Origin of the sequence: Streptomyces sp. G7(2002) (assembly GCF_028870195.1) — a bacterium.
GTDB classification, from domain to species: domain Bacteria; phylum Actinomycetota; class Actinomycetes; order Streptomycetales; family Streptomycetaceae; genus Streptomyces; species Streptomyces nigrescens.
On sequence record NZ_CP102609.1, the window covers coordinates 3,507,705 to 3,529,924 of the forward strand.

A 22,220-nucleotide genomic window follows, 5' to 3' on the forward strand; every position below is an offset into this window, starting at 1 on the left:
ACGTCGGCGGAAGCAGCGGATCACCCCCGCGTCCGCGGGGAACGACCGTCCGCTCCGCCTAGGTCACTTCACCATCAGCGGAAGGAGCTTCTTGCCCGTCGGGCCGATCTGGATCTCGGTGTCCATCTGGGGGCAGACGCCGCAGTCGAAGCACGGGGTCCAGCGGCAGTCCTCGACCTCGGTCTCGTCGAGCGCGTCCTGCCAGTCCTCCCAGAGCCAGTCCTTGTCGAGACCGGAGTCCAGGTGGTCCCAGGGCAGGACCTCCTCGTACTCCCGCTCACGGGTGGTGTACCAGGCGACGTCGACGCCGAGGGCGGGCAGCGTCTCCTCGGCGGCCTTCATCCAGCGGTCGTAGGAGAAGTGCTCACGCCAGCCGTCGAAGCGGCCGCCGCCCTCGTAGACGGCGCGGATGACCGAGCCGACGCGGCGGTCGCCGCGCGAGAGCAGGCCCTCGACGATGCCGGGCTTGCCGTCGTGGTAGCGGAAGCCGATGGAGCGGCCGTACTTCTTGTCGCCGCGGATCTTGTCCCGGAGCTTTTCGAGACGGGCGTCCGTCTCCTCCGCCGACAGCTGCGGCGCCCACTGGAAGGGCGTGTGCGGCTTGGGGACGAAGCCGCCGATGGAGACCGTGCAGCGGATGTCGTTCTGCCCGGAGGCCTTGCGGCCCTCGGCGATGACCTTGACGGCCATGTCGCCGATCTGGAGCACGTCCTCATCGGTCTCGGTCGGCAGACCGCACATGAAGTAGAGCTTCACCTGCCGCCAGCCGTTGCCGTAGGCCGTGGAGACGGTCCTGATCAGGTCTTCTTCGGAGACCATCTTGTTGATGACCTTGCGCATCCGCTCCGAGCCGCCCTCGGGCGCGAAGGTCAGACCCGAGCGACGGCCGTTGCGCGTCAGCTCGTTGGCAAGATCGACGTTGAACGCGTCGACCCGGGTCGACGGGAGCGACAGGCCGATCTTGTCTTCCTCGTACCGGTCGGCGAGCCCCTTCGCGATATCGCCGATCTCGGTGTGGTCCGCGGAGGACAGCGACAGCAGGCCGACCTCCTCGAATCCCGTGGCCTTCAGACCCTTGTCCACCATGTCGCCGATGCCGGTGATGCTTCGCTCCCGTACGGGACGCGTGATCATGCCGGCCTGGCAGAAACGACAGCCGCGGGTGCAGCCACGGAAGATCTCGACCGACATCCGCTCATGGACGGTCTCGGCCAGGGGGACGAGCGGCTGCTTGGGGTAGGGCCACTCGTCGAGGTCCATGACGGTGTGCTTGGACACTCGCCACGGGACGCCGGAGCGGTTCGGCACGACGCGCGAGATCCGCCCGTCGGCCAGGTACTCGACGTCGTAGAACTTGGGGACGTAGACGCTGCCGGTCTTCGCGAGGCGGAACAGCAGCTCGTCGCGGCCGCCGGGCCGGTCCTCGGCCTTCCAGGCGCGGATGATCTCGGTGATCTCCAGCACCGCCTGCTCGCCGTCACCCACGACGGCGCAGTCCAGGAAGTCCGCGATCGGCTCGGGGTTGAACGCCGCGTGGCCGCCGGCGAGGACGATCGGGTGGTCCTCCGTACGGTCCTTGGCCTCCATGGGGATACCGGCCAGGTCCAGGGCCGTGAGGAGGTTGGTGTACCCCAGCTCGGTCGAGAAGGAGACACCGAGCACGTCGAAGGCGCCGACGGGGCGGTGCGCGTCGACCGTGAACTGCGGGACGCGGTGCTCACGCATCAGCGCTTCGAGGTCCGGCCACACGCTGTACGTGCGCTCGGCCAGCACGCCCTCGCGCTCGTTGAGGACCTCGTAGAGGATCATGACGCCCTGGTTGGGCAGACCGACCTCGTAGGCGTCGGGGTACATGAGCGCCCACCGCACATCACAGGAGTCCCAGTCCTTGACGGTGGAGTTCAGCTCACCGCCGACGTACTGAATGGGCTTCTGCACATGCGGGAGCAGGGCCTCGAGCTGTGGGAAGACCGACTCGGCAGACATCTCGAACCTTCGTGAGCTGGCGGGGGGCGACTCTCAAGCGTAACTGCTCGCAACCACCCCCTTCGCACGGCGGCCGGACACCCCCGCGGTGGCGGGCAGCACAGGGGCCGCGCGCTTTGTGCCTGCCCCCCGGCGGACCGGCGCCGGCGGGGCTGTCGTGCACCGAACAATCCTCGTGCACCCGGCAGGTCACGGCCGGAGCGCGGCCCGGTGCTTGCGGCGCGAGACCTTCCGCCACAGGTCCGGCAGCGCCCGCTCCCGGTCCGCGGCCAGGGCCTCCTCGCGCCCGTACAGCAGACCGAAGGTGAAGCCGCCCTCACCGGCCCGCTGCGCCTGGGTCGCCAGCTCCCGCAGTGTGGCACGCGCCACCACGCTGTCCTGGTGGTCCCCCAGCAGCTGCTGCACCCGCTTGGTCCGCTTGGCGAACTTCTTCGCCGGCCGGCCGAGCGCCGGGCGGGCCGCCTCCGCCGCGTACCGGGTGCGCTTGGCCGCCTTACGGGCGCCGTGCAGCGCCTCGTCCCGCTCCCGCCCGGCCGGTGCCGCCAGCGCGGCCTCCGTACGGCGGGCCAGCCGCCGGTAGTCCTTCAGCACCGCCCCGGCCACCACCTCGGGCGCCGGGCGGCCGGCGGCCTTGCGCAGCGGCGGCTCCTCCAGGAAGGCGTGCAGGCTCTTCAGCAGCGAAAGATGGCGCGGCCCGTCCAGGACGGCGAGCAGCTGGTCCCGTGCGCCGGCCCGCCGCCGTTCGGACCAGATGCGCAGCCGGGCGTCGACCGGGCCGAGCCGTAGCGTCCCGGGCACCCCGGCCAGCGCCTCCTGGAGCCGCCCGGTCAGCACCTCGCGGTCCCGCTCCACCCCCAACTCCGCTGCCAGCCACTTGAGTTCGACGCCGATGGGCCGGGTGACGGCGCGGTCGAGCACCTTGGTGTACGAGCGGAAGGCGCTGCGCAGCCGGCGGGTGGCGACCCGCATCTGGTGCACCGAGTCGGGCAGGTCCCGCCGCACCGCGGGTTCCAGCTCGATGATCGCCCGCACCTGCTCGTGGGCATAGCGCAGCACGACGTCCCCGGCGGTCGGCCCCTTCTTCCCGGCGCCCGCGGCTTTGCCCTTGCCCTTGGCCGCGGCTTTGCCCTTGCCCTTGGACTTCGCCCTGGACTTCGCCTTGGCCGCGGCCTTGCCGGAGCCGTCGGCGCGCCGCCCGTCCGGCCCGGCGGTGTGCGGTGCGGCGGCCCCGCCGCGGCCCTGGCCCGTCTCGGCCAGCGCCCGCGCCAGCTTCGACGCCGCGGAGGCGGGACGCACCCCGGCCGCGGCCAGCGCCCGGCCGATCTCGTCCAGCAGCCCGGTATCGCCCTCCCCGAGCAGCTCCACCTCGATCTCGCGCCAGCGGGCCCCGGCACGCCCCGCTCCGGACTCCCCGGCGCCGACGGCCCCGGCCGCCGGCCACGCGTGGACCGCGTCCTCCGCCACCTCCGCGAGCGGAGTGCCCGCGGCGTCCCGCAGCACCCGGACCGTGCGCCGCGTCCGCAGCCGTACGACGGGGACCAGCTCCTGGTCCAGCGCCCGCGACCGGACGAGCGCGGTCAGCTCCGGGGGCGGCACATCGGACAGCGGCGCCCGCACCTCGTCCCGCACCCCCGGCGCGACCGGCAGTTTCAGATGCCAGCCGGCGTCCCTGCCGCCGGTGCGCCGGCGCAGCGTGATGCCGTCGGCGGCGAGGCTCAGACCGGTGGTGTCGTAGTAGAGGGCGTCAAGATCCTCGGTGCCCGCCTCCGCCACGGCGGCGACCGGGCCGATCCCGGCCAGGTCGGGCAGCTGGGTGTCGTTGTCGGCTTCGTACTTCCGCTCGATTTCCCGCACGGTGTCCGCCATGCATCGAATCTAGTCACCCACTCCGGCCGGGACCACCCGCCGGAGCGGGGAGCGGCCACGGGGCCGGAATCCGCCGGAGCGGGTGGCACTCGCCGCACAGCGTGACTTACGGTACGTAACGAGCCCGCCACGCAGAGTGGTAATGGGCGCTCACTCGACCCCTTCGGGGAGGGAGACACCCGTGCACCCCCAGACCGCACCCGTCACCCGGCCGTCCATCCGCGTCGCGGCAGGCGCCCGCCCGCACCTCCTGACCGCACCGAGCACCCCCCTCGCCCCGAAGACCGCCCGCGACTTCGTCCGCGCGGTACTGCGCCGCAGCCCCCTCGCCCCGCTTCTCGACACCGCCCTGCTGCTCACCTCGGAGGCGGTGACCAGCTCCCATCTGCGCACACCACGGTCCGCGGACATCCTGCTGCGGATGCTGACCACCGGGCACGGACTGCGGATCAGCGTGCACGACGAGGCGCCGGTGCGGATTCCGCGGCCGGCCGCGGTGGCCGGTGAGCAGGAGGCCGATCACGGGCTGCTGCTGACCGGCCATCTCGCCGACGACTGGGGCACGACCCCGTTCGGGGGGCTGCCGCGGTCCACCTCGTTCTGGTTCGAGCTGCACCTCAAGCACTGACCCGCGTCAGCGGGACGCCGACAGCGGGCGCTGCACCCGGATCGACTGGAGCAGCCCGATCGCGATCCAGACCGCGAACATGGAGGTGCCGCCGTAGGAGACGAACGGCAGCGGGAGGCCGGTGACGGGCATGATCCCGAGGGTCATGCCGATGTTCTCGAAGGACTGGAAGGCGAACCACGCGATGATGCCGGCGGCCACGACCGTGCCGTAGAGCTCGGTGGACTCGCGGGCGATCCGGCAGGCGCGCCACAGGACCACACCGAGCAGGACGATGATCAGGCCCGCGCCCAGGAAGCCGAGTTCCTCACCGGCGACGGTGAAGATGAAGTCCGTCTGCTGTTCGGGGACGAACTGGCCGGTGGTCTGGCTGCCGTGGAAGAGACCGGATCCGGTCAGTCCGCCGCCGCCGATCGCGATCCGGGCCTGGTTGGTGTTGTAGCCGACGCCGGCCGGGTCGAGGCTCGGGTTGGCGAAGGCGGCGAAGCGGGCGATCTGGTAGTCGTCGAGCAGTCCGAGCTGCCAGACGGCGACACAGCCGACGACACCGGTGCCGACCAGTCCGAGGATCCAGCGGTTGGAGGCGCCGGAGGCGAGCAGTACGCCGAGGATGACGGCGCCGAGCACCATCACCGAGCCGAGGTCGGGCATCAGCATGATGACGACCACGGGCACGGCGGCCAGGCCCAGGGCCTGGACGACGGTGCGGTGGTCGGGGTGCGGGCGGTCCCCCGCGTCGACCCGGGACGCCAGCAGCATCGCCATGCCCAGCGTGATGGTGATCTTGGCGAACTCGGCGGGCTGGAGGGAGAAGCCGCCGGGGATCGCCAGCCAGGAGCGTGAGCCGTTGATGGTGGCACCCAGCGGGGTCAGCACCAGCAGGGCCAGCACGACCGAGAGGGCGTAGAGGACCGGGACGGCGCCGCGCAGCGTGCGGTGGCCGAGCCAGATCGTGCCGCCGGCCAGCGCCAGGCCGATACCGAGGTTCAGCAGGTGGTGCAGGAAGTAGTAGTACTCGTCGCCGTGGTTGAGCTCGGTGCGGTTGCGGGTGGCGGAGAAGACCAGCAGCGAGCCCATCAGCGACAGCACCAGACAGGACGACAGCAGTATCCAGTCCAGCTTGCGCAGCACCGAATCACGCGCCGTCAGCTTGCCCCAGGTGCCGAGCTCGGGGGTGTAGCGCCGGATCGAGAACGCCCGGGAGGTGTGGCTGGTCGTCACTGTGGGCTCTCCGATGCGGACGGCGACGGCGACGGCGGGACATACGGCTTGATGGGCTGGGACCGGATGCTGCCATCGGTTTCGATCTTGGGCAGCTTGGCCTCCGGCTTCGGGAGCAGCGCGGCCTTCGGGTCGATGCCGCCCTTTTCGTCGACTCCGTACAGGGCGTTGTAGATGTTGCGCACGGCGGGGCCGGAGGCGCCGGAGCCCGTACCACCCTGGGAGATGGTCATGACGATCGTGTAGTCCTTGGTGTACGTCGCGAACCACGAGGTCGTCTGCTTGCCGTAGACCTCGGCCGTACCGGTCTTGGCGTGCATCGGGATCTTGTCCTGCGGCCAGCCCCCGAACCGCCAGGCGGCGGTACCGCGGGTGGCGACACCGGCGAGGGCGCCGTCCATCTGCCCGAGGGTCTTGTGCGACACCGGGAGCCTGCCGTGCGAGCGGGGCTTGATCCGCTGGATGTGCTTGCCGTCGGGGCTGACGACGGCCTTGCCGACGGTCGGGTCGTAGAGCGTGCCGCCGTTGCTGATCGCGCCGTAGATGGTCGCCATCTGGATCGGGGTGACGAGGGTGTCGCCCTGCCCGATCGCGTAGTTGATCGAGTCATAGGCGTGCAGCTTCATGCCCTCCAGGCAGCCCTCCCGGGCGAGCTTGGTGCCGAAGTCCTTCTTCTTCGGCCAGGCCTTGGCCTGTTCGCACCAGCCGGCCTTGTTGGCCTTCCAGAAGTCGTTCTTCCACTTGCGGTCGGGGACCCGGCCGGTGACCTCGTTGGGGAGGTCGATACCGGTCTCCTTGCCGAGGCCGAACTGGTGGGCCGTCTTGTAGAACCAGTTCTTGGCGCCCTTCTTCGGCTTGTCCCCGCCGTCCTTCCTCCACTCGTCGTGCGAGAGCTTGTAGAAGACGGTGTCGCAGGAGACCTCCAGTGCCCGGCCGAGGCTGATCGCGCCATGGCTCTGCGACTCGAAGTTCTTGAAGACCTGTCCGCCGATGCTGTACGAGCTGGTGCAGGGGTAGTGGCCGTTGAAGTCGTAGCCCGCGTTGACCGCGGCCGCGGTCGAGATGACCTTGAAGATCGAGCCGGGGGCGGCCTGTCCCTGGATGGCGCGGTTCAGCAGCGGGTAGTTGGAGTCCTTGCCGGTGAGGCGGGCGTAGTCCTTGCCCGAGATCCCGCCGACCCAGGAGTTGGGGTCGTAGGTGGGGTTGGAGGCCATCGCCACCACCCGGCCGGTCTTCGCCTCCATGACGACGACGGCGCCCGAGTCGGCCTTGTAGTTGGTGCCCGTGTTCTTGTCGTGCTGCTTACGGGCGTCCTTCATGGCCTGGTCCAGCTGCTTCTCCGCCAGCCCCTGCACCCGGGCGTCGATGCTGGTGACGACGCTGGCGCCGGCCTTGCCCTTCTCGCTCTTCGCCTGGCCGATGACCCGGCCGAGGTTGTCGACCTCGTAGCGGGTGACGGCGGCCTTGCCGCGCAGCGCGTCGTTGTACGTCCGCTCCAGGCCGGACCGGCCGATCTGGTCGGAGCGCAGCAGCGGCGAACGGCTGTGCTCGGCCTTCTTGATCTCCTCGTCGGTGACCGGCGAGAGATAGCCGAGGACCTGGGCGGTGTTGGCGTTGCCCGGGGCGGCGTAGCGGCGGACGGCGGTCGGTTCGGCGCTGATGCCGGGGAAGTCCTCGGAGCGCTCGCGGATCTGGAGGGCCTGCTGGGTGGTGGCCTCGTCGGTGATCGGGATCGGCTGGTAGGGCGAGCCGTTCCAGCAGGGCTGCGGCGTCTTGGAGTCGCAGAGCCGGACCTTGTTGCGGATCTCCTTCTCGGACATGCCGAGCACCTTGGCCAGCCGGCCGAGCACGGCCTTGCCGTCGTCCTTCATCTTCAGCAGCTCGGTACGGCTGGCCGACACCACCAGACGGGTCTGGTTGTCGGCCAGCGGCACCCCGCGCGCGTCGAGGATGGAGCCGCGGGTGGCGGGCTCGATGACCTGCTGGACGTGGTTGTTTCTCGCCTCGGTGGCGTACTCCGTGCCGTTGCGGATCTGCAGATACCAGAGCCGGCCGCCGAGGGTGAGCAGCAGCGAGAAGACCAGGATCTGGATCGCGATGAGCCGGACGCTGACCCGGGAGGTCCGGGTTTCCGGGAGATTACTCATGGCGCGCAGCGCCTCCATGAGGGGTCGTGGTCGAAGGACGGAAGAGCGTCACAGCCGCTTGACCCCCTTGATACGGCCCACCTTGTCGCGGGCCGACTTGCCGAGCAGACCGCCGCGCTGGCTGCCGATCCGGGCGCCCGAGCGCACGGACTTCATGGCACCGCGGCTGGCCTTGAGGCCGGTGCCGGTGGTGAGCCAGCCGTAGCCGGAGGTGCCGCCGGAGCCACTCGCGCCGCTCGTGCCGTCGCCGGTCAGCGGATCGCCCTCGGTTCTGCGCGCCGCGGCCATCACCAGCGGCACCACGAAGGGGGCCAGCAGCAGGTCGTAGAGGGTGGCGCTGAGCAGCAGTCCGACGATGCCGACGTGTCGGGCGGCGGTGTCGCCGACCAGCGCGCCGACGCCCGCGTACATCAGCGTCGAGCCGATCGCGGCGCCGATGACGACCATCAGCGGCACCGTCGCCGAGCGGTGCCGGCCGGACTCCGGCTTGGTCAGGCCCGCCGCGTAGCCGATGACGCAAAGCACCAGCGCATAGCGGCCGATGGCGTGGTCGGACGGCGGGGCGAGGTCGGCCAGCAGCCCGGCGAAGAAGCCGAGGAGGGCGCCGCCGACATGGCCGTAGACCAGCGCCAGGCCGACCACCACGAGCAGCAGCAGGTCCGGTACGGCGCCGGGCAGTTGGAGTCTGGCGAGGATGGTGACCTGGATGACGAGGGCGACGACCACCAGCGGGGCCGAGAGCAGAATCCGGTTGATGCGCATCGGTCAGCTCCTGGGAGGAACGCTCGCGGAGGGGGTGGCCGTGACGGTGACCGTCGGCGTCGGCTTGGGCTTGGCCGGCTGGGGCGGCAGCACGGTGTCGCGCGGGTCCTCACGGGGCGGCTGGACGACGACGCCGACGATGTCGAGCTGGGAGAAGGCGACGAAGGGCCGGACCTGGAGGGTGCGGGTCAGATCGCCGTTGAACGGCTCGACCCTGACGACCTTGCCGACGGGCACCCCGGGCACGAACGGCTTGTCCTTGCTGGAGCCGAAGGTGACCAGACGGTCGCCCTTCTTGATGTTGGCCCGGCCGTTGAGGAGCTGGACGCGCAGCGAGCGGACGCCCTGCCCGTTGGCGAAGCCGATCTCGTTGGTCTTCTCCATGCGGGTGCCGACGGTGAAGTCGGGGTCGGCGGCCAGCAGGACGGTGGAGGTGCCGGCGCCGACGGTGGTGACCCGGCCGACCAGACCGTCGCCGTTGAGCACGGTCATGTCGCGGCGGATGCCGTCGCGGCTGCCGGCGTCGATGGTGACGGTCCAGGAGAAGCCCTGGGCCGAGCCGATGGCGATGACCTGGGCGCCCTTGATGGCGTACTGGCCGGTGCCGGCGGTCTTGAGGATCTTGTCGAGCTCGGCGGCGCGGCTGCGGTTCCGGTCGGAGGAGCCGAGCTTGGCCTTCAGGGCCTCGTTCTCGTGCTCCAGCTTGCTGATCCGGTCGTGCCGCCGGCCGGAGTCCCGTACGGCACCGACCGCGTTGCCTACCGGATCGACGACGCGGGCGACGCCGCTCTCGACCGGGCCGAAGGCGGAGGCGGCGGCTTGCCGGGCACCATCGAGCGGGGACTGTTCGCCGCCGCGGATATCGACCGTGATCAGCGCGAACGCGATCGCGACCAGCAGCACCAGCAGCAGCCGGCTCTCTCGTGTGTCCCTCACGTGCGGCGGCCGTGTCCTTCCTCGTAGGACCGGCCGGCTGCGGGCCCCGCCGGTCTCGTTCGGGAGTTGAGCGTTGTGCCTGTGTGACGGTGCCGGACGGTGAAGCGTCAGTGCACCGTGTCTGTCGGGAGGTTGCGCCCGTATGCCGGCCGGTCCGGCGGACGGACCGGCCGCTGTCGCCGGGGTGCCCGACCGCCGCGGCCGCCGCTCGGCGGCGCGGCGCGGTCGGTTCCCCGGCCCTTGCTACCTGCGCGGCTGGGAGTCGAGGACCTGCTGGAGCGCCTCGAACTCCTCGACGCACTTGCCGGAACCGAGCGCGACGGAGTCGAGCGGGTCCTCGGCGATGTGGATGGGCATACCGGTCTCGCGGCGCAGCCGCTCGTCGAGGCCGCGCAGCAGGGCGCCGCCTCCGGTGAGCACGATGCCGCGGTCCATGACGTCACCGGACAGCTCCGGCGGGCACTTGTCGAGGGTCGTCTTGACCGCGTCGACGATGGAGTTGACCGGCTCCTCGATGGCCTTGCGCACCTCGGCGGCCGAGATGACCACGGTCTTCGGGAGGCCGGAGACCAGGTCACGGCCGCGGATCTCGGTGTGCTCGTCCTGCTCGAGGTCGTACGCCGAACCGATGGTGATCTTGATGCTCTCGGCGGTGCGCTCGCCCAGCAGAAGGCTGTACTCCTTCTTGATGTGCTGGATGATCGCGTTGTCGAGCTCGTCGCCGGCCACCCGGATGGACTGGGCGGTGACGATGCCGCCGAGCGAGATGACCGCGACCTCGGTGGTACCGCCGCCGATGTCCACGACCATGTTGCCGGTGGCCTCGTGGACCGGCAGACCGGACCCGATCGCGGCGGCCATCGGCTCCTCGATGATGTGGACCTGGCGCGCGCCGGCCTGGGTCGAGGCCTCGATCACCGCGCGGCGCTCCACCCCGGTGATACCGGAGGGGACGCACACGACGACCCGCGGACGGGCCAGATAGCGGCGCTTGTGGATCTTCAGGATGAAGTAGCGGAGCATCCGCTCGGTGATCTCGAAATCGGCGATCACGCCGTCTTTCAGGGGCCGTACGGCGACGATGTTGCCGGGCGTGCGCCCGATCATCTTCTTCGCCTCAGCACCCACCGCGAGAATCCCGCCGGTGTTGGTGTTGATGGCCACGACCGACGGCTCGTTGAGGACGATTCCGCGGCCCCTGACGTACACCAGCGTGTTGGCGGTCCCGAGGTCGACAGCCATGTCACGGCCGATGAACGACATGTTGTTCCCCATGAGGATACGTCTGGCCTTCCCAACTGGAGCGAATGCTTACTGGAGGTCGGCAGGAGGTGATGCGCTGTGAGGCGCGGAAGCCTCCATCGTAGTTCGTAGTGCGCCCACTCGAACACGTCGGGAGGCTGTTCCGCCATTGTCAGCCGTACACGCACCCGCCCCCCTCAATGGTGACGTCGTGTCGCGGAGATGCGTTCCCCCGATCGTGTCGGATACACCAAGGGGCGACCGATGATTTCTTCGGTCGCCCCAGGTCACGGGGGGTGTGCAGCTGATGAAGTGTCAGGAAATGCCCGGGAAGAAAATCTTGATCTCACGCTCCGCGGACTCTTCGGAATCCGAGGCATGGATCAGATTCTCCCGGGTGATCGTTCCGAAGTCCCCACGAATGGACCCACTCGGCGCGGCAATCGGGTCAGTCGGACCGGCCAGCGCACGCACGCCCTCGATCACCCGCTCGCCCTCGACGACCATCGAGACCACCGGACCGGAGGACATGAACGCGACCAGGGGCTCGTAGAACGGCTTGCCGACATGCTCCGCGTAGTGCTGCTCCAGGATCCCGCGGTCCAGGCTGCGCAGCTCCAGCGCGCTGATCGTCCAGCCGGCCTTCTTCTCGATACGGCCGATGATCTCGCCGATCAGACCGCGCGAGACGGCGTCAGGCTTGAGGAGGACGAGGGTGCGCTGGCTCACGGAGGGACTCCCTGGATATGAACAACGGTCAGCGGGTGCCTTGAGGCTACAGGGGAGGGCCCATCTGCCTTTACCCACCCACCCACGGGAGGGGACGGGCCGGAGGGGCCGGCTTCCAGGACGTAAAGCGAAGCAGTCCTGGAAGCCGGCCGGAGGTCCGTCACCGCACCCGACAGCCCCGCGCAGCGGATCACGCCCGCCGCAGGCGCGACGGCGCCGCACCCGAGAACGTGGGAATCAACCCGCCGTAGGCGATTCCGCCCAACGGGCCTTCGCCTCATCGATCTTGCGGCCGTAATGGACCGACGCCCACCACAGGGCGGCGAAGACCACACCCAGGAAGAACATCGTCGGGACCACGAAGCCGCTGGCGATCAGGGCGATCTGCAGCGCCCAGCCGAGCTGGACACCCCCCGGACGGGTCAGCATCCCGCACAGCAGCAGGCTCAGCAGCATCGCGATCCCGCTGACCGTCCAGACCGTGGCCGTGGACAGCTCGGTCATCTGCATCGCGACCAGGCCGGCGAAGCCGATCACGAAGAATTCGCCTATCAGAGTGCCCGCACACAGCGTGCGCATGGTCAGCTCCTCCCCATGAGCAGCCGGGCCTCGCCGACCGTGATCACCGAGCCGGTCACCAGCACACCAGCACCGGAGAACTCGCCCTCTTCCTCGGCCAGGGTGATCGCCGCCTCCAGGGCGTCGTCGAGCCGCGGCTCCACCTGGACCCGCTCGGCGCCGAAGACCTCGACGGCGATGGCCGCCAGCTCATCCGGATCCATCGCACGATGGCTGGAATTACGCGTCACCACGATCTCGGCGAAGATCGGCTCGAATGCCTCCAGGAAGCCCCGTACGTCCTTGTCCCCGCTGGCGCCGACCACGCCGACCAGCCGGCTGAACCCGAACGCCTCGGTGACGGCCTCGGCCGCCGCCCGCGCACCCGCCGGGTTGTGGGCCGCGTCCAGCACGACCGTCGGGCTGCGGCGCACGACCTCCATCCGGCCGGGCGAGGTGACGGCGGCGAACGCGGAACGGAGGGTGTCGATGTCCAGCGTGCGGGCGTGCTCCGAGCCGACGCCGAAGAACGCCTCGACGGCGGCGAGGGCCACCGCGGCGTTGTGCGCCTGATGGGCGCCGTACAGCGGGAGGAAGATCTCGGGATATTCGCCGCCCAGCCCGCGCAGCGTCAGCATCTGCCCGCCGACGGCCACCTCACGGGAGAGCACCCCGAACTCCATGCCCTCACGGGCGACCGTGGCATCCACCTCGACCGCGCGCTTGAGCATCACCGACGCCGCGTCCACCGGCTGCTGGGCCAGCACGACCGTGGCGTCCTTCTTGATGATCCCGGACTTCTCACCGGCGATCTGCTCGGGGGTCTCCCCCAGCCGGTCGGTGTGGTCCAGCGAGATCGGGGTGATCACGGCGACATCGCCGTCGATGACGTTCGTCGCGTCCCAGGTGCCGCCCATGCCGACCTCGACGACCGCGACGTCCACGGGGCTGTCCGCGAAGGCGGCGTACGCCATCGCCGTCAGCACCTCGAAGAACGACAGGCGGTACTCCTGCTGGGCGTCGACCATCTCCACATACGGGGCGATGTCGCGGTACGTCTCGATGAAGCGCTCGGCGGGGATCGGGGCGGCGTCCAGGCTGATCCGCTCGGTGATGGACTGGACGTGCGGGCTCGTGTAGCGGCCGGTGCGCAGGTCGAAGGCTGCCAGCAGGGCCTCGATCATGCGGGCGGTGCTGGTCTTGCCGTTGGTGCCGGTGATGTGGATGGACGGGTAGGCCCGCTGCGGCGAGCCGAGAATGTCCAGCAGCGCCGCGATGCGCTGCACCGACGGGTCGAGCTTGGTCTCACCCCAGCGGCCCGCCAGCTCCTCCTCGACGGCGCGCAGCGCACGGTCGACCTCGGGATCGGCCGGCCGGGCGGGGATCCCGTCCCCCTGCGGCGGGCCGGCCTGCGCGCGCAGGGTCCGGCTGCCGGCCTCGATCACCGCGAGATCGGGGTCACGGTCGGTCTCCGCCTCGACCAGTTCGTCGAAGGCATCGTTCGGGTCGGGGTCGTCGTTCTGGGGGCGCTCGCTCACGCCGACCAGTCTACGAGGCACGTGTGACAGCGGTGCGCTGCGTTGCCCTCCGCCGGTACCGCGCCGCGGCCGGGGCGGCCGGCCCGGTCCGCGCCCCGGCGTGCGCCCCTACGCCGGGGGCCGGCCGGCGCCTACGGCAGCGCCGCCTTCATCATGGCCCGCGCGATCGGGGCCGCCAGCCCGTTGCCGGAGACCTCGTTGCGGGCGGCGTGCCCGTCCTCGACCATCACGGCCACCGCCACCCGGTGCCCCTTGCCGTCCTCGGCGTTCGAGACGAACCAGGCGTAGGGCGTACCGCTGTTGTCGACACCGTGCTGGGCGGTGCCGGTCTTGCCGCCGACGGTCAGTCCGCCGATCTTCGCGCCGGAGCCGGTGCCCTTGTCCACGACCGTCTGCATCGCCGACTGCAGCTGCCGGGCCGAGCGCGCCGACAGGGCCTTGCCGTCGCCGTAGGTCTTCGGGCCGTTCTCCTCGATGGTGTTGCCGCCGCCGTCGGTGAGCTTGTCGACCAGCTGCGGGGTCTTCAGCTCGCCGCCGTTCGCGAGGGCCGAGGTGACCATCGCCATCTGCAGCGGGGTCGCCTGGTCGTCGAACTGGCCGATCCCGGACAGCGCGGTCTGCGCGTCGTCCATGTTCCCGGGGTAGACGCTCTTGCCGGCCCGCACCGGGGTGTCCACCTCGCCGTCGTTGAAGCCGAACTTCTCGGCCTGCGCCTTCACTTTGTCCTTGCCCAGGTCGACGGCCATCTTCGCGAAGACGGTGTTGCAGGAGTACTGGAGCGCGGTGCGGATGTCCGCGTTCTTGCAGGGCGCGGCCTTGTTCTCGTTGGTGAGCTTGGTGCGGGTGTGCGGGAGGGTGTACGGGTCGGGGCTGTCGGTGGGCTCGTCCACCGAGGGGTACAGGCCGTTCTCCAGCGCGGCCGCGGCGACCACCAGCTTGAAGGTGGAGCCGGGCGGCAGCGGCTGCCGCAGCGCCCGGTTGACCTCCGGGTGGTCCGCGTCGCCGGACATCTTCCGCCACGCCTTCTGGTCGGTGGCGGCGGACCCGGCGAACGTCCCCGGGTCGTACGACGGAGTGCTCACCATGCCCAGGATCCGGCCGGTGGCCGGGTCCATGGCGACGGCGGCGCCCTTCTTGCCGCCCAGCGCCCGGTAGCCGGCCTTCTGCACCTTGGAGTCGATGGTGGTGGCCACATCGCCGCCCTTGGCCCGCTTACGGGTCAGCGCGTCGGCGGGGCTCTGCAGCCGGCTGTCGGAGCCGTCCAGGAGATCGCCGTTCAGGCTCTCCAGCTGGTTGCTGCCGAAGATCTGCGAGGTGAAGCCGGTGACCGGCGCGTACAGCGGGCCGTCCTTGTAGGTCCGCTTGTACTTCAGCGAGGAGGAGGTGGCGGCGGAGCCGGTGACCGGCTGCCCGTCGACGAGGATGTTGCCCAGCGGCGCCGCGTACTTGCCGATCGTCACCCGCGGATTGTGCGGGTCCTCCTTGTAGTCACTGGCCTTCGCGCCCTGGAGCCAGGTGGTCCAGCCCATCAGCGCGACGATCAGGGCCAGACAGAAGACCGCGGCCCGTCGCAGCGGTTTGTTCATGGGGCGCGGCTCCTCGGTACGGGGCGTGCGGTGCTGCCGTCACCACGGCATTCCGGTCCACCGTGCCTCGGCCAGATGAGAGCGCGATGAGAACGGCCCGACCGCCGCCGGGGCCCCGCCCGCCGGGGCCCGGACAGGCCCGGCGGCCCCCCGGACGGCACCCCTCCCGCGGGCGGACGGCTCCCCGGGAACGGCGCGGGCCCCCCGCCCGTGAGGACGAGGGGCCCGCGGTGTCTGCCGCCGTTACGCCTGGGGCAGGGAAGCCAGCTGCGCGGTGATCCGGACGATGTCCGCCTCCGCGGCCTCCAGCCGGCCGCGGATCTTGTCCACGACCTTCTCCGGCGCCTTGGCCAGGAACGCCTCGTTGCCGAGCTTGGCGGTGGCCTGCGCCTTCTCCTTCTCGGCCGCGCCCAGGTCCTTCGTCAGGCGCTTGCGCTCCGCCTCGACATCGATGGTGCCGGACAGGTCCAGGGCCACCGTGGCACCCGCGACGGGCAGCGAGGCGGTGGCGCTGAAGCCGTCACCGGCCGGCTGCAGCCGCAGCAGCGAGCGCATCGCGGCCTCGTGCGCGGCCAGCGCCGTACCGGACAGGTCCAGCCGCGCGGGGACCTTCTGGCCCGGCTGCAGCCCCTGGTCGGAGCGGAACCGGCGGACCTCGGTCACGACCTGCTGAACGGTCTCGATCTCCCGCTCCGCCGCCGCGTCCCGGAAGCCGGAGTCCTTCGGCCAGTCGGCGATCACGACCGACTCACCGCCGGTCAGCGCCGTCCACAGGGTCTCGGTGACGAACGGCACGATCGGGTGCAGCAGCCGCAGGGTGACGTCCAGGACCTCGCCCAGCACCCGGCGCGAGGCGTCGGCGGCCGGGCCGCCCGCCATGAAGGTGGTCTTGGACAGCTCGACGTACCAGTCGAAGACCTCGTCCCAGGCGAAGTGGAAGAGGGTGTCCGACAGCTTCGCGAACTGGTAGTCGTCGTAGTACGCGTCGACCTCGGCGACGACCGAGTTCAGCCGGGACAGGATCCACCGGTCGGTCGCCGACAGCTGCTCGGCGGGCGGGAGTTCGCCCTCCACCGTCGCACCGTTCATCAGCGCGAACCGCGTGGCGTTCCAGATCTTGTTGGCGAAGTTGCGGGACCCCTGGACCCAGGCCTCGCCGATCGGGACGTCGACACCGGGGTTGGCGCCACGGGCGAGCGTGAACCGGACGGCGTCCGAACCGTACTCGTCCATCCAGTCCAGCGGATTGACCGCGTTCCCGAAGGACTTGGACATCTTCTTGCCGAACTGGTCGCGGACCATGCCGTGCAGCGCGATGGTGTGGAACGGCGGGGTGCCGTCCATCGCGTACAGCCCGAACATCATCATCCGGGCGACCCAGAAGAAGAGGATGTCGTAGCCGGTGACCAGGACGGAGTTCGGATAGAACTTCTCGACGCTCGGGGTCTGCTCGGGCCAGCCGAGCGTGGAGAACGGCCACAGCCCGGAGGAGAACCAGGTGTCGAGGACGTCGGTGTCCTGGTGCCAGCCCTCGCCGCTCGGCGGCTCCTCGTCCGGTCCGACGCAGACGACCTCGCCCTCCGGCCCGTACCAGACCGGAATCCGGTGGCCCCACCACAGCTGGCGCGAGATGCACCAGTCGTGGAGGTTGTCGACCCAGCCGAAGTAGCGGGACTCCATCTCCTTGGGGTGGATCTTGACCTTGCCCTCGCGGACCGCGTCCCCCGCGGCCTTCGCCAGCGGGCCGACCTTGACCCACCACTGCATCGACAGCCGCGGCTCGACGGTGGTCTTGCAGCGCGAGCAGTGCCCGACGGAGTGCGTGTACGGACGCTTCTCGGCGACGATCCGGCCGTCCGCGCGCAGCGCACCGACGATCGCGGAACGGGCCTCGAAGCGGTCCAGGCCCTGGAAGGGGCCGTGCGCCGTGATGACACCGCGCTCGTCGAGCACGGCGAGGTTGGGCAGCCCGTGCCGGCGGCCGATCTCGAAGTCGTTCGGGTCGTGGGCCGGAGTGACCTTGACCGCACCCGTGCCGAACTCCGGGTCGACATGCTCATCGGCGACGACCGGGATCCGGCGGCCGGTCAGCGGCAACTCGATCTCGGTACCGACGAGATGGGCGTACCGCTCGTCCTCCGGGTGGACGGCGACCGCGGTGTCACCCAGCATCGTCTCGGCACGCGTGGTGGCGACGACGATCGAGGCATCACCCTCGCCGTACCGGATGGAGACGAGCTCGCCGTCGTCGTCCTGGTACTCCACCTCGATGTCCGAGATGGCGGTCAGACAGCGCGGGCACCAGTTGATGATGCGCTCGGCGCGGTAGATCAGCTCGTCGTCGTGCAGCCGCTTGAAGATCGTCTGGACGGCCTTGGAGAGGCCCTCGTCCATCGTGAACCGCTCACGCGACCAGGCGACACCGTCGCCCAGCCGTCGCATCTGGCCCGAGATCTGGCCGCCGGACTCGTTCTTCCACTGCCAGACCCGCTCGACGAACGCCTCACGGCCCAGGTCGTGCCGGGAGACGCCCTCCTTGGCGAGCTCGCGCTCGACGACGTTCTGGGTGGCGATACCGGCGTGGTCCATGCCGGGCTGCCAGAGGGTCTCGTAGCCCTGCATGCGCTTACGGCGGGTGAGCGCGTCGATGAGGGTGTGCTCGAAGGCGTGCCCCAGGTGCAGGGACCCGGTGACGTTCGGCGGCGGGATGACGATGGTGTACGGCGGCTTGTCGCTCTTCTCGTCCGCCTCGAAGTAGCCCCGCTCTACCCAGCGCTCGTACAGCGGCCCCTCTACATCGGCCGGCGTGTACTGAGTCGGCAGTTCGGGGGCGCTGTGGTTGCTCTGCTGAGTGTTCTCGGTCACGACGGACAGTGTACGGGCGCGGATGTAGCAGCTTCGAATCGGTTTCGCCCCCGGGGCAACGGTTGTCAGCGGCGTCGTACAGGATGTCGGCAGCGCATAAACATCGCAGAACTTCACACGCAGAACTTCAACTGGATTCAGTTGTCACGAGGGGAACCGCTCCATGAGCTTCAACCAGCCGCCTCCCGGCCCGTACGGACAGCAGCCCCCGCAGCCGGGCCCGTACGGCCAGCCGCAGCAGCCGCCGGCCCCCCAGCCCGGTTACGGCTACCCGCAGCAAGGCGGCCCGGTGCCTCCGCAGCAGGGCTACGGCTACCCCCAGCAGGCCGGCCAGGCGCCCCCGCAGCAGGGCTACGGCTACCCCCAGCAGGGCGCCCAGCCCGGCTACGGCCAGCAGGCCCCGTACGGCGGCCAGCAGACGCCCTACGGCATGATCCCGCAGGGCCCGGAGGAGAGCGGCGGCAACGGCAAGAAGGTCGGCCTGATCATCGGCGCGGTCGCGGTCGTCGCGGCGATCGGCGTGGGCGCGTACTTCGCCTTCGGCTCGGGCGGGGAAGTGAAGCCGTACACGATCTCGTTGCCGGAGAAGCTGCTGAACGCGGAGTTCTCCAAGATGAAGAGCCCCACGGGAGGGGGGGCCGAGGACTTCTCGAACGACAAGGAGGCCAAGGCCCTCGGCATCACCAACAGCAAGGGCGTCCAGGGCAAGTACACGGCTGACGGCGGGCTGTCGGCGACCGTGACCGGTCTGTACGGAAACGTCGCCGACCCCGAGGGCGCCGTGAGCCAGATGCTCGCGAAGGCCGACGAGAACCAGAAGAAGACCATGCGCAGCGCCAAGATCGAGGACGTCACTCCGACGACCGAGTACTCGCCGAGTGACTTCGACGGCACGGTGATGAAGTGCCGGACGCAGAAGATCACGGTCTCCCAGGGCGGTGTGACCGTGCCCATCACCGCCTCCACCTGCATCTGGGGCGACAACAGCGCCCTCGGCCTCGTTCAGATGGTGGCCGCCCCGACCCCCTCCGGGCCCGCCACCGCCTCGACGCCCAGCGCCGAGGAGCTCTCCGAGAAGACCGCCAAGATCCGCAACGAGGTCCGCAAGGAGAAGTAGCGGCCCCGCGTCGCCCCGGAACACGAGAGCCGCCCGGCAGCTTGGATGCTGCCGGGCGGCTCTCGTACAACGATGGGTGCGCCCTACGCGCTCTTCTCCTGCGGCTCCCCCGAGTCGCCGCGGTTGCGCGGGACCAGGGTCGGGTTCACGTTCGAGTGGACGACGTCCTCGGTGATGACGACACGGGCCACGTCCTTGCGGGACGGGATCTCGTACATCACCGCCTGGAGGACCTCCTCCATGATGGCGCGCAGACCGCGGGCGCCGGTGCCGCGGAGGATGGCCTGGTCGGCGATGGCCTCCAGGGCCGGGCGGTCGAAGTCGAGCTCGACGCCGTCGAGTTCGAAGAGGCGCTTGTACTGCTTGACGAGCGCGTTGCGCGGCTCGACCAGGATCTGCAGCAGGGCCTCGCGGTCGAGGTTGTGGACCGAGGTGAGGACGGGGAGGCGGCCGATGAACTCCGGGATCATCCCGAACTTCACCATGTCCTCCGGCATGACGTCCTGGAGCTGGTCCTTGGACTCGATCTCGCGCTTGGAGCGGATCGTGGCGCCGAAGCCGATGCCCTTGGCGCCGGACCGGGCCTCGATGATCTTCTCCAGGCCGGCGAAGGCACCGCCGACGATGAAGAGGACGTTGGTGGTGTCGATCTGGATGAATTCCTGGTGCGGGTGCTTGCGGCCGCCCTGGGGCGGGACGGAAGCGGTGGTGCCTTCCAGGATCTTCAGCAGCGCCTGCTGGACGCCCTCGCCGGAGACATCGCGGGTGATCGACGGGTTTTCGCTCTTCCGGGCGACCTTGTCGATCTCGTCGATGTAGATGATGCCGGTCTCGGCCTTCTTGATGTCGAAGTCCGCGGCCTGGATCAGCTTGAGGAGGATGTTCTCGACGTCCTCGCCGACATAGCCGGCCTCCGTCAGCGCCGTGGCGTCGGCGAACGCGAAGGGGACGTTGAGCATCCGGGCGAGGGTCTGCGCGAGCAGGGTCTTGCCGGAGCCGGTGGGGCCGAGCAGCAGGATGTTGGACTTGGCGAGCTCGATGCCCTCCTCGCCGCGGCCGGGGCCGTTCTCGCCCGCCTGCACCCGCTTGTAGTGGTTGTAGACGGCCACCGAGAGCGCCTTCTTGGCGGGATCCTGGCCGACGACATAGCCGTTCAGGAACTCGTAGATCTCCCGCGGCTTGGGGAGTTCCTCCCACCGCACCTCGGAGGTCTCGGCGAGCTCCTCCTCGATGATTTCGTTGCAGAGGTCGATGCACTCGTCGCAGATGTACACACCAGGTCCCGCGATGAGCTTCTTCACCTGCTTCTGGCTCTTCCCGCAGAATGAGCACTTGAGCAGGTCGCCGCCGTCACCGATGCGTGCCACGAGGTGCTTCCCCTTCGCCTGGGATCCGTATTGCTCCACGGACCCGGGTGCTTGCCTATCGACGGTACCTTGCCGGGCCCCCCGTACGGGCCCCCCTTGGACGGACTCGGTTCACTCGGTCCGAACCCGGTCCAAGGGGGCAACGCTCCGGCTCATTGTGCGAAGACCGCTAGCCGATCGAGACCGACGACTTCCGCGTCGAGACGATCTGGTCGACCAGACCGTACGCCAGGGACTCCTCGGCCGTCAGAATCTTGTCACGCTCGATATCGTCCCGGATCTTCTCGATCGGGGTGGTGGAGTGCTTGGCCAGCAGCTCCTCCAGCTGCGAACGCATCCGCAGGATCTCGTTGGCGGCGATCTCCAGGTCGGAGACCTGACCGCGGCCGGTCTCGCTGTACGGCTGGTGGATCAGCACCCGGGCGTTCGGCAGCGCCATCCGCTTGCCGGGGGTGCCGGCGGCGAGCAGCACGGCCGCGGCGGAGGCCGCCTGGCCCATGCAGACCGTCTGGATGTCGGGCTTCACGAACTGCATCGTGTCGTAGATGGCGGTGAGCGCCGTGAAGGAACCGCCCGGGGAGTTGATGTAGATCGAGATGTCCCGGTCCGGGTCCATCGACTCCAGGCACAGCAGCTGCGCCATGACGTCGTTGGCCGAGGCGTCGTCGATCTGCACGCCGAGGAAGATCACGCGCTCCTCGAACAGCTTCGCGTACGGGTCGTACTCGCGCACACCCTGCGACGTGCGCTCGACGAAGCGCGGGACGATGTAGCGGGACTCGGCGCGCGGGCCGGAAAACTCGGACTCGGCGCCCTGCGAGAGGCCGCTGCCGGGGAAGTTGTTCATCGTGGTGTTCACCGTCCTGGTGGCGATCAAGTGGGCTGGGGGCTGAAGGGCGAGTGGTACGGGGCCTCAGGCGCCCGTGCCGCCCCCGCCCGGAACGCCGGCGGCGGAGGTCATGACATCGTCGATCAGGCCGTATTCCTTGGCCTCATCGGCGGAGAACCAGCGGTCGCGGTCGGAGTCCTGGGTGATCCGCTCGACGGTCTGACCGGTGTGGAAGGCAGTCAGCTCCGCCATCCGCTTCTTGGTGTGCAGCAGCCGCTCGGCGTGGATCTTGATGTCCGACGCGGAACCCGCCAGGCCCGCGGAGGGCTGGTGGATGAGGATCTCGGCATTCGGCAGCGCGAAGCGCTTGCCCGGGGTGCCGGCGCTCAGCAGGAACTGTCCCATGGAGGCGGCGAGGCCCATCGCGATCGTCACCACGTCGTTCTTGATGTACTGCATGGTGTCGTAGATCGCCAACCCGGCCGAGATCGAGCCGCCCGGGGAGTTGATGTAGAGGAAGATGTCCTTGTCCGGGTCCGCGGCGAGGAGAAGCAGCTGCGCGGTGATCTTGTTGGCGATGTCGTCGTCGACCGGCTGGCCGAGGAAGATGATCCGCTCGCCGAGCAGCCGGTTGTAGACCTGGTCGCCGAGGCCACCGAAGGTCGGCTCAGCGGCGGCGGAAGGCATCGGGATCGTCACGTGTCCACCTGCTCGTTGTCGGACGGCTCCAGGCCGTCTCAGCGTCGTCTTCTGGGGCGCGGGGATCGGCGCCGTGTGTCGCCCCGGCGCGGTTTCAGGGACTCCCCTGCCCTCGTATCTACGGACCCTAACGCGCAGGTCGGA

At 69.8% G+C, this 22,220-nt stretch carries 17 protein-coding genes; 2 read left to right on the forward strand and 15 right to left on the reverse strand.

Annotated elements, in window-relative coordinates; translation table 11 throughout:
• Nucleotides 1–63: 63 nt before the first annotated feature.
• Nucleotides 64–1,986 (reverse strand): TIGR03960 family B12-binding radical SAM protein, encoded by a 1,923-nt coding sequence (locus NUT86_RS14545; protein ID WP_159488266.1) that lies wholly within the window; start codon nucleotides 1,984–1,986, stop codon nucleotides 64–66.
• A 189-nt stretch (nucleotides 1,987–2,175) separates the two neighbouring features.
• Nucleotides 2,176–3,852: a CYTH and CHAD domain-containing protein gene (locus NUT86_RS14550; protein WP_274735598.1), complete on the reverse strand. Its 1,677-nt coding sequence runs from the start codon at nucleotides 3,850–3,852 to the stop codon at nucleotides 2,176–2,178.
• A 181-nt stretch (nucleotides 3,853–4,033) separates the two neighbouring features.
• Here NUT86_RS14550 and NUT86_RS14555 point away from each other — a divergent pair, with 181 nt between their 5' ends.
• A complete protein-coding gene (locus tag NUT86_RS14555; protein WP_266442187.1) occupies nucleotides 4,034–4,480 on the forward strand; it encodes an ATP-binding protein in 447 nt (148 codons plus the stop codon).
• Between the two features lie 6 nt (nucleotides 4,481–4,486).
• On the opposite strand, the gene rodA is transcribed toward NUT86_RS14555, so the two are convergent.
• From rodA to NUT86_RS14605, 10 genes are all read right to left on the reverse strand, one after another.
• Nucleotides 4,487–5,668, reverse strand: a complete 1,182-nt coding sequence (gene rodA, locus NUT86_RS14560; protein ID WP_229838225.1) for a rod shape-determining protein RodA — start codon at nucleotides 5,666–5,668, stop codon at nucleotides 4,487–4,489.
• A gap of 29 nt (nucleotides 5,669–5,697) precedes the next feature.
• Nucleotides 5,698–7,848 carry a penicillin-binding protein 2 gene (mrdA, locus tag NUT86_RS14565; RefSeq protein WP_026169393.1) on the reverse strand — a complete coding sequence of 717 codons (2,151 nt, stop codon included), beginning with the start codon at nucleotides 7,846–7,848 and terminating at the stop codon, nucleotides 5,698–5,700.
• A 48-nt stretch (nucleotides 7,849–7,896) separates the two neighbouring features.
• Entirely contained in the window at nucleotides 7,897–8,610 is a 714-nt protein-coding gene (gene mreD / locus NUT86_RS14570; protein WP_159488264.1) for a rod shape-determining protein MreD, read from the reverse strand.
• Between the two features lie 3 nt (nucleotides 8,611–8,613).
• Nucleotides 8,614–9,546: a rod shape-determining protein MreC gene (gene mreC / locus NUT86_RS14575; RefSeq protein ID WP_018088259.1), complete on the reverse strand. Its 933-nt coding sequence runs from the start codon at nucleotides 9,544–9,546 to the stop codon at nucleotides 8,614–8,616.
• 243 nt (nucleotides 9,547–9,789) lie between these two features.
• On the reverse strand, nucleotides 9,790–10,809 hold the full coding sequence (locus tag NUT86_RS14580; protein WP_003985182.1) for a rod shape-determining protein: 1,020 nt from the start codon (nucleotides 10,807–10,809) through the stop codon (nucleotides 9,790–9,792).
• Nucleotides 10,810–11,103: 294 nt separating this feature from the next.
• Nucleotides 11,104–11,517 carry a nucleoside-diphosphate kinase gene (ndk, locus tag NUT86_RS14585; RefSeq protein WP_093644061.1) on the reverse strand — a complete coding sequence of 138 codons (414 nt, stop codon included), beginning with the start codon at nucleotides 11,515–11,517 and terminating at the stop codon, nucleotides 11,104–11,106.
• A gap of 237 nt (nucleotides 11,518–11,754) precedes the next feature.
• Nucleotides 11,755–12,096, reverse strand: a complete 342-nt coding sequence (locus tag NUT86_RS14590) for a DUF4233 domain-containing protein (RefSeq protein WP_159488263.1) — start codon at nucleotides 12,094–12,096, stop codon at nucleotides 11,755–11,757.
• 2 nt (nucleotides 12,097–12,098) lie between these two features.
• A complete protein-coding gene (folC, locus tag NUT86_RS14595) occupies nucleotides 12,099–13,613 on the reverse strand; it encodes a bifunctional tetrahydrofolate synthase/dihydrofolate synthase (RefSeq protein ID WP_018088262.1) in 1,515 nt (504 codons plus the stop codon).
• A gap of 131 nt (nucleotides 13,614–13,744) precedes the next feature.
• Nucleotides 13,745–15,199 carry a peptidoglycan D,D-transpeptidase FtsI family protein gene (locus NUT86_RS14600; protein ID WP_274735603.1) on the reverse strand — a complete coding sequence of 485 codons (1,455 nt, stop codon included), beginning with the start codon at nucleotides 15,197–15,199 and terminating at the stop codon, nucleotides 13,745–13,747.
• A 243-nt stretch (nucleotides 15,200–15,442) separates the two neighbouring features.
• Nucleotides 15,443–18,064: a valine--tRNA ligase gene (locus tag NUT86_RS14605; protein ID WP_274735605.1), complete on the reverse strand. Its 2,622-nt coding sequence runs from the start codon at nucleotides 18,062–18,064 to the stop codon at nucleotides 15,443–15,445.
• Nucleotides 18,065–18,227: 163 nt separating this feature from the next.
• Here NUT86_RS14605 and NUT86_RS14610 point away from each other — a divergent pair, with 163 nt between their 5' ends.
• The gene (locus NUT86_RS14610) at nucleotides 18,228–19,181 is read left to right on the forward strand and encodes a hypothetical protein (protein WP_274735607.1); all 954 of its coding nucleotides are present in this window, start codon (nucleotides 18,228–18,230) and stop codon (nucleotides 19,179–19,181) included.
• A gap of 83 nt (nucleotides 19,182–19,264) precedes the next feature.
• On the opposite strand, the gene clpX is transcribed toward NUT86_RS14610, so the two are convergent.
• From clpX to NUT86_RS14625, 3 genes are all read right to left on the reverse strand, one after another.
• Nucleotides 19,265–20,548: an ATP-dependent Clp protease ATP-binding subunit ClpX gene (gene clpX, locus NUT86_RS14615; protein WP_020397704.1), complete on the reverse strand. Its 1,284-nt coding sequence runs from the start codon at nucleotides 20,546–20,548 to the stop codon at nucleotides 19,265–19,267.
• Nucleotides 20,549–20,717: 169 nt separating this feature from the next.
• Nucleotides 20,718–21,395 (reverse strand): ATP-dependent Clp protease proteolytic subunit, encoded by a 678-nt coding sequence (locus NUT86_RS14620; RefSeq protein WP_026169394.1) that lies wholly within the window; start codon nucleotides 21,393–21,395, stop codon nucleotides 20,718–20,720.
• Nucleotides 21,396–21,461: 66 nt separating this feature from the next.
• A complete protein-coding gene (locus tag NUT86_RS14625) occupies nucleotides 21,462–22,064 on the reverse strand; it encodes an ATP-dependent Clp protease proteolytic subunit (RefSeq protein ID WP_030283915.1) in 603 nt (200 codons plus the stop codon).
• Nucleotides 22,065–22,220: the final 156 nt, after the last annotated feature.

Excerpts from the sequence above, each read along its gene's own strand:
- NUT86_RS14600 (WP_274735603.1), bottom strand. The coding sequence starts at position 15,199 with ATGAACAAACCGCTGCGACGGGCCGCGGTCTTCTGTCTGGCCCTGATC.
- NUT86_RS14550 (WP_274735598.1), bottom strand. The coding sequence starts at position 3,852 with ATGGCGGACACCGTGCGGGAAATCGAGCGGAAGTACGAAGCCGACAAC.
- NUT86_RS14580 (WP_003985182.1), bottom strand. The coding sequence starts at position 10,809 with ATGTCGTTCATCGGCCGTGACATGGCTGTCGACCTCGGGACCGCCAAC.
- mrdA (WP_026169393.1), bottom strand. The coding sequence starts at position 7,848 with ATGAGTAATCTCCCGGAAACCCGGACCTCCCGGGTCAGCGTCCGGCTC.
- NUT86_RS14590 (WP_159488263.1), bottom strand. The coding sequence starts at position 12,096 with ATGCGCACGCTGTGTGCGGGCACTCTGATAGGCGAATTCTTCGTGATC.
- mreD (WP_159488264.1), bottom strand. The coding sequence starts at position 8,610 with ATGCGCATCAACCGGATTCTGCTCTCGGCCCCGCTGGTGGTCGTCGCC.
- NUT86_RS14625 (WP_030283915.1), bottom strand. The coding sequence starts at position 22,064 with ATGCCTTCCGCCGCCGCTGAGCCGACCTTCGGTGGCCTCGGCGACCAG.
- NUT86_RS14545 (WP_159488266.1), bottom strand. The coding sequence starts at position 1,986 with ATGTCTGCCGAGTCGGTCTTCCCACAGCTCGAGGCCCTGCTCCCGCAT.
- NUT86_RS14610 (WP_274735607.1), top strand. The coding sequence starts at position 18,228 with ATGAGCTTCAACCAGCCGCCTCCCGGCCCGTACGGACAGCAGCCCCCG.
- NUT86_RS14620 (WP_026169394.1), bottom strand. The coding sequence starts at position 21,395 with ATGAACAACTTCCCCGGCAGCGGCCTCTCGCAGGGCGCCGAGTCCGAG.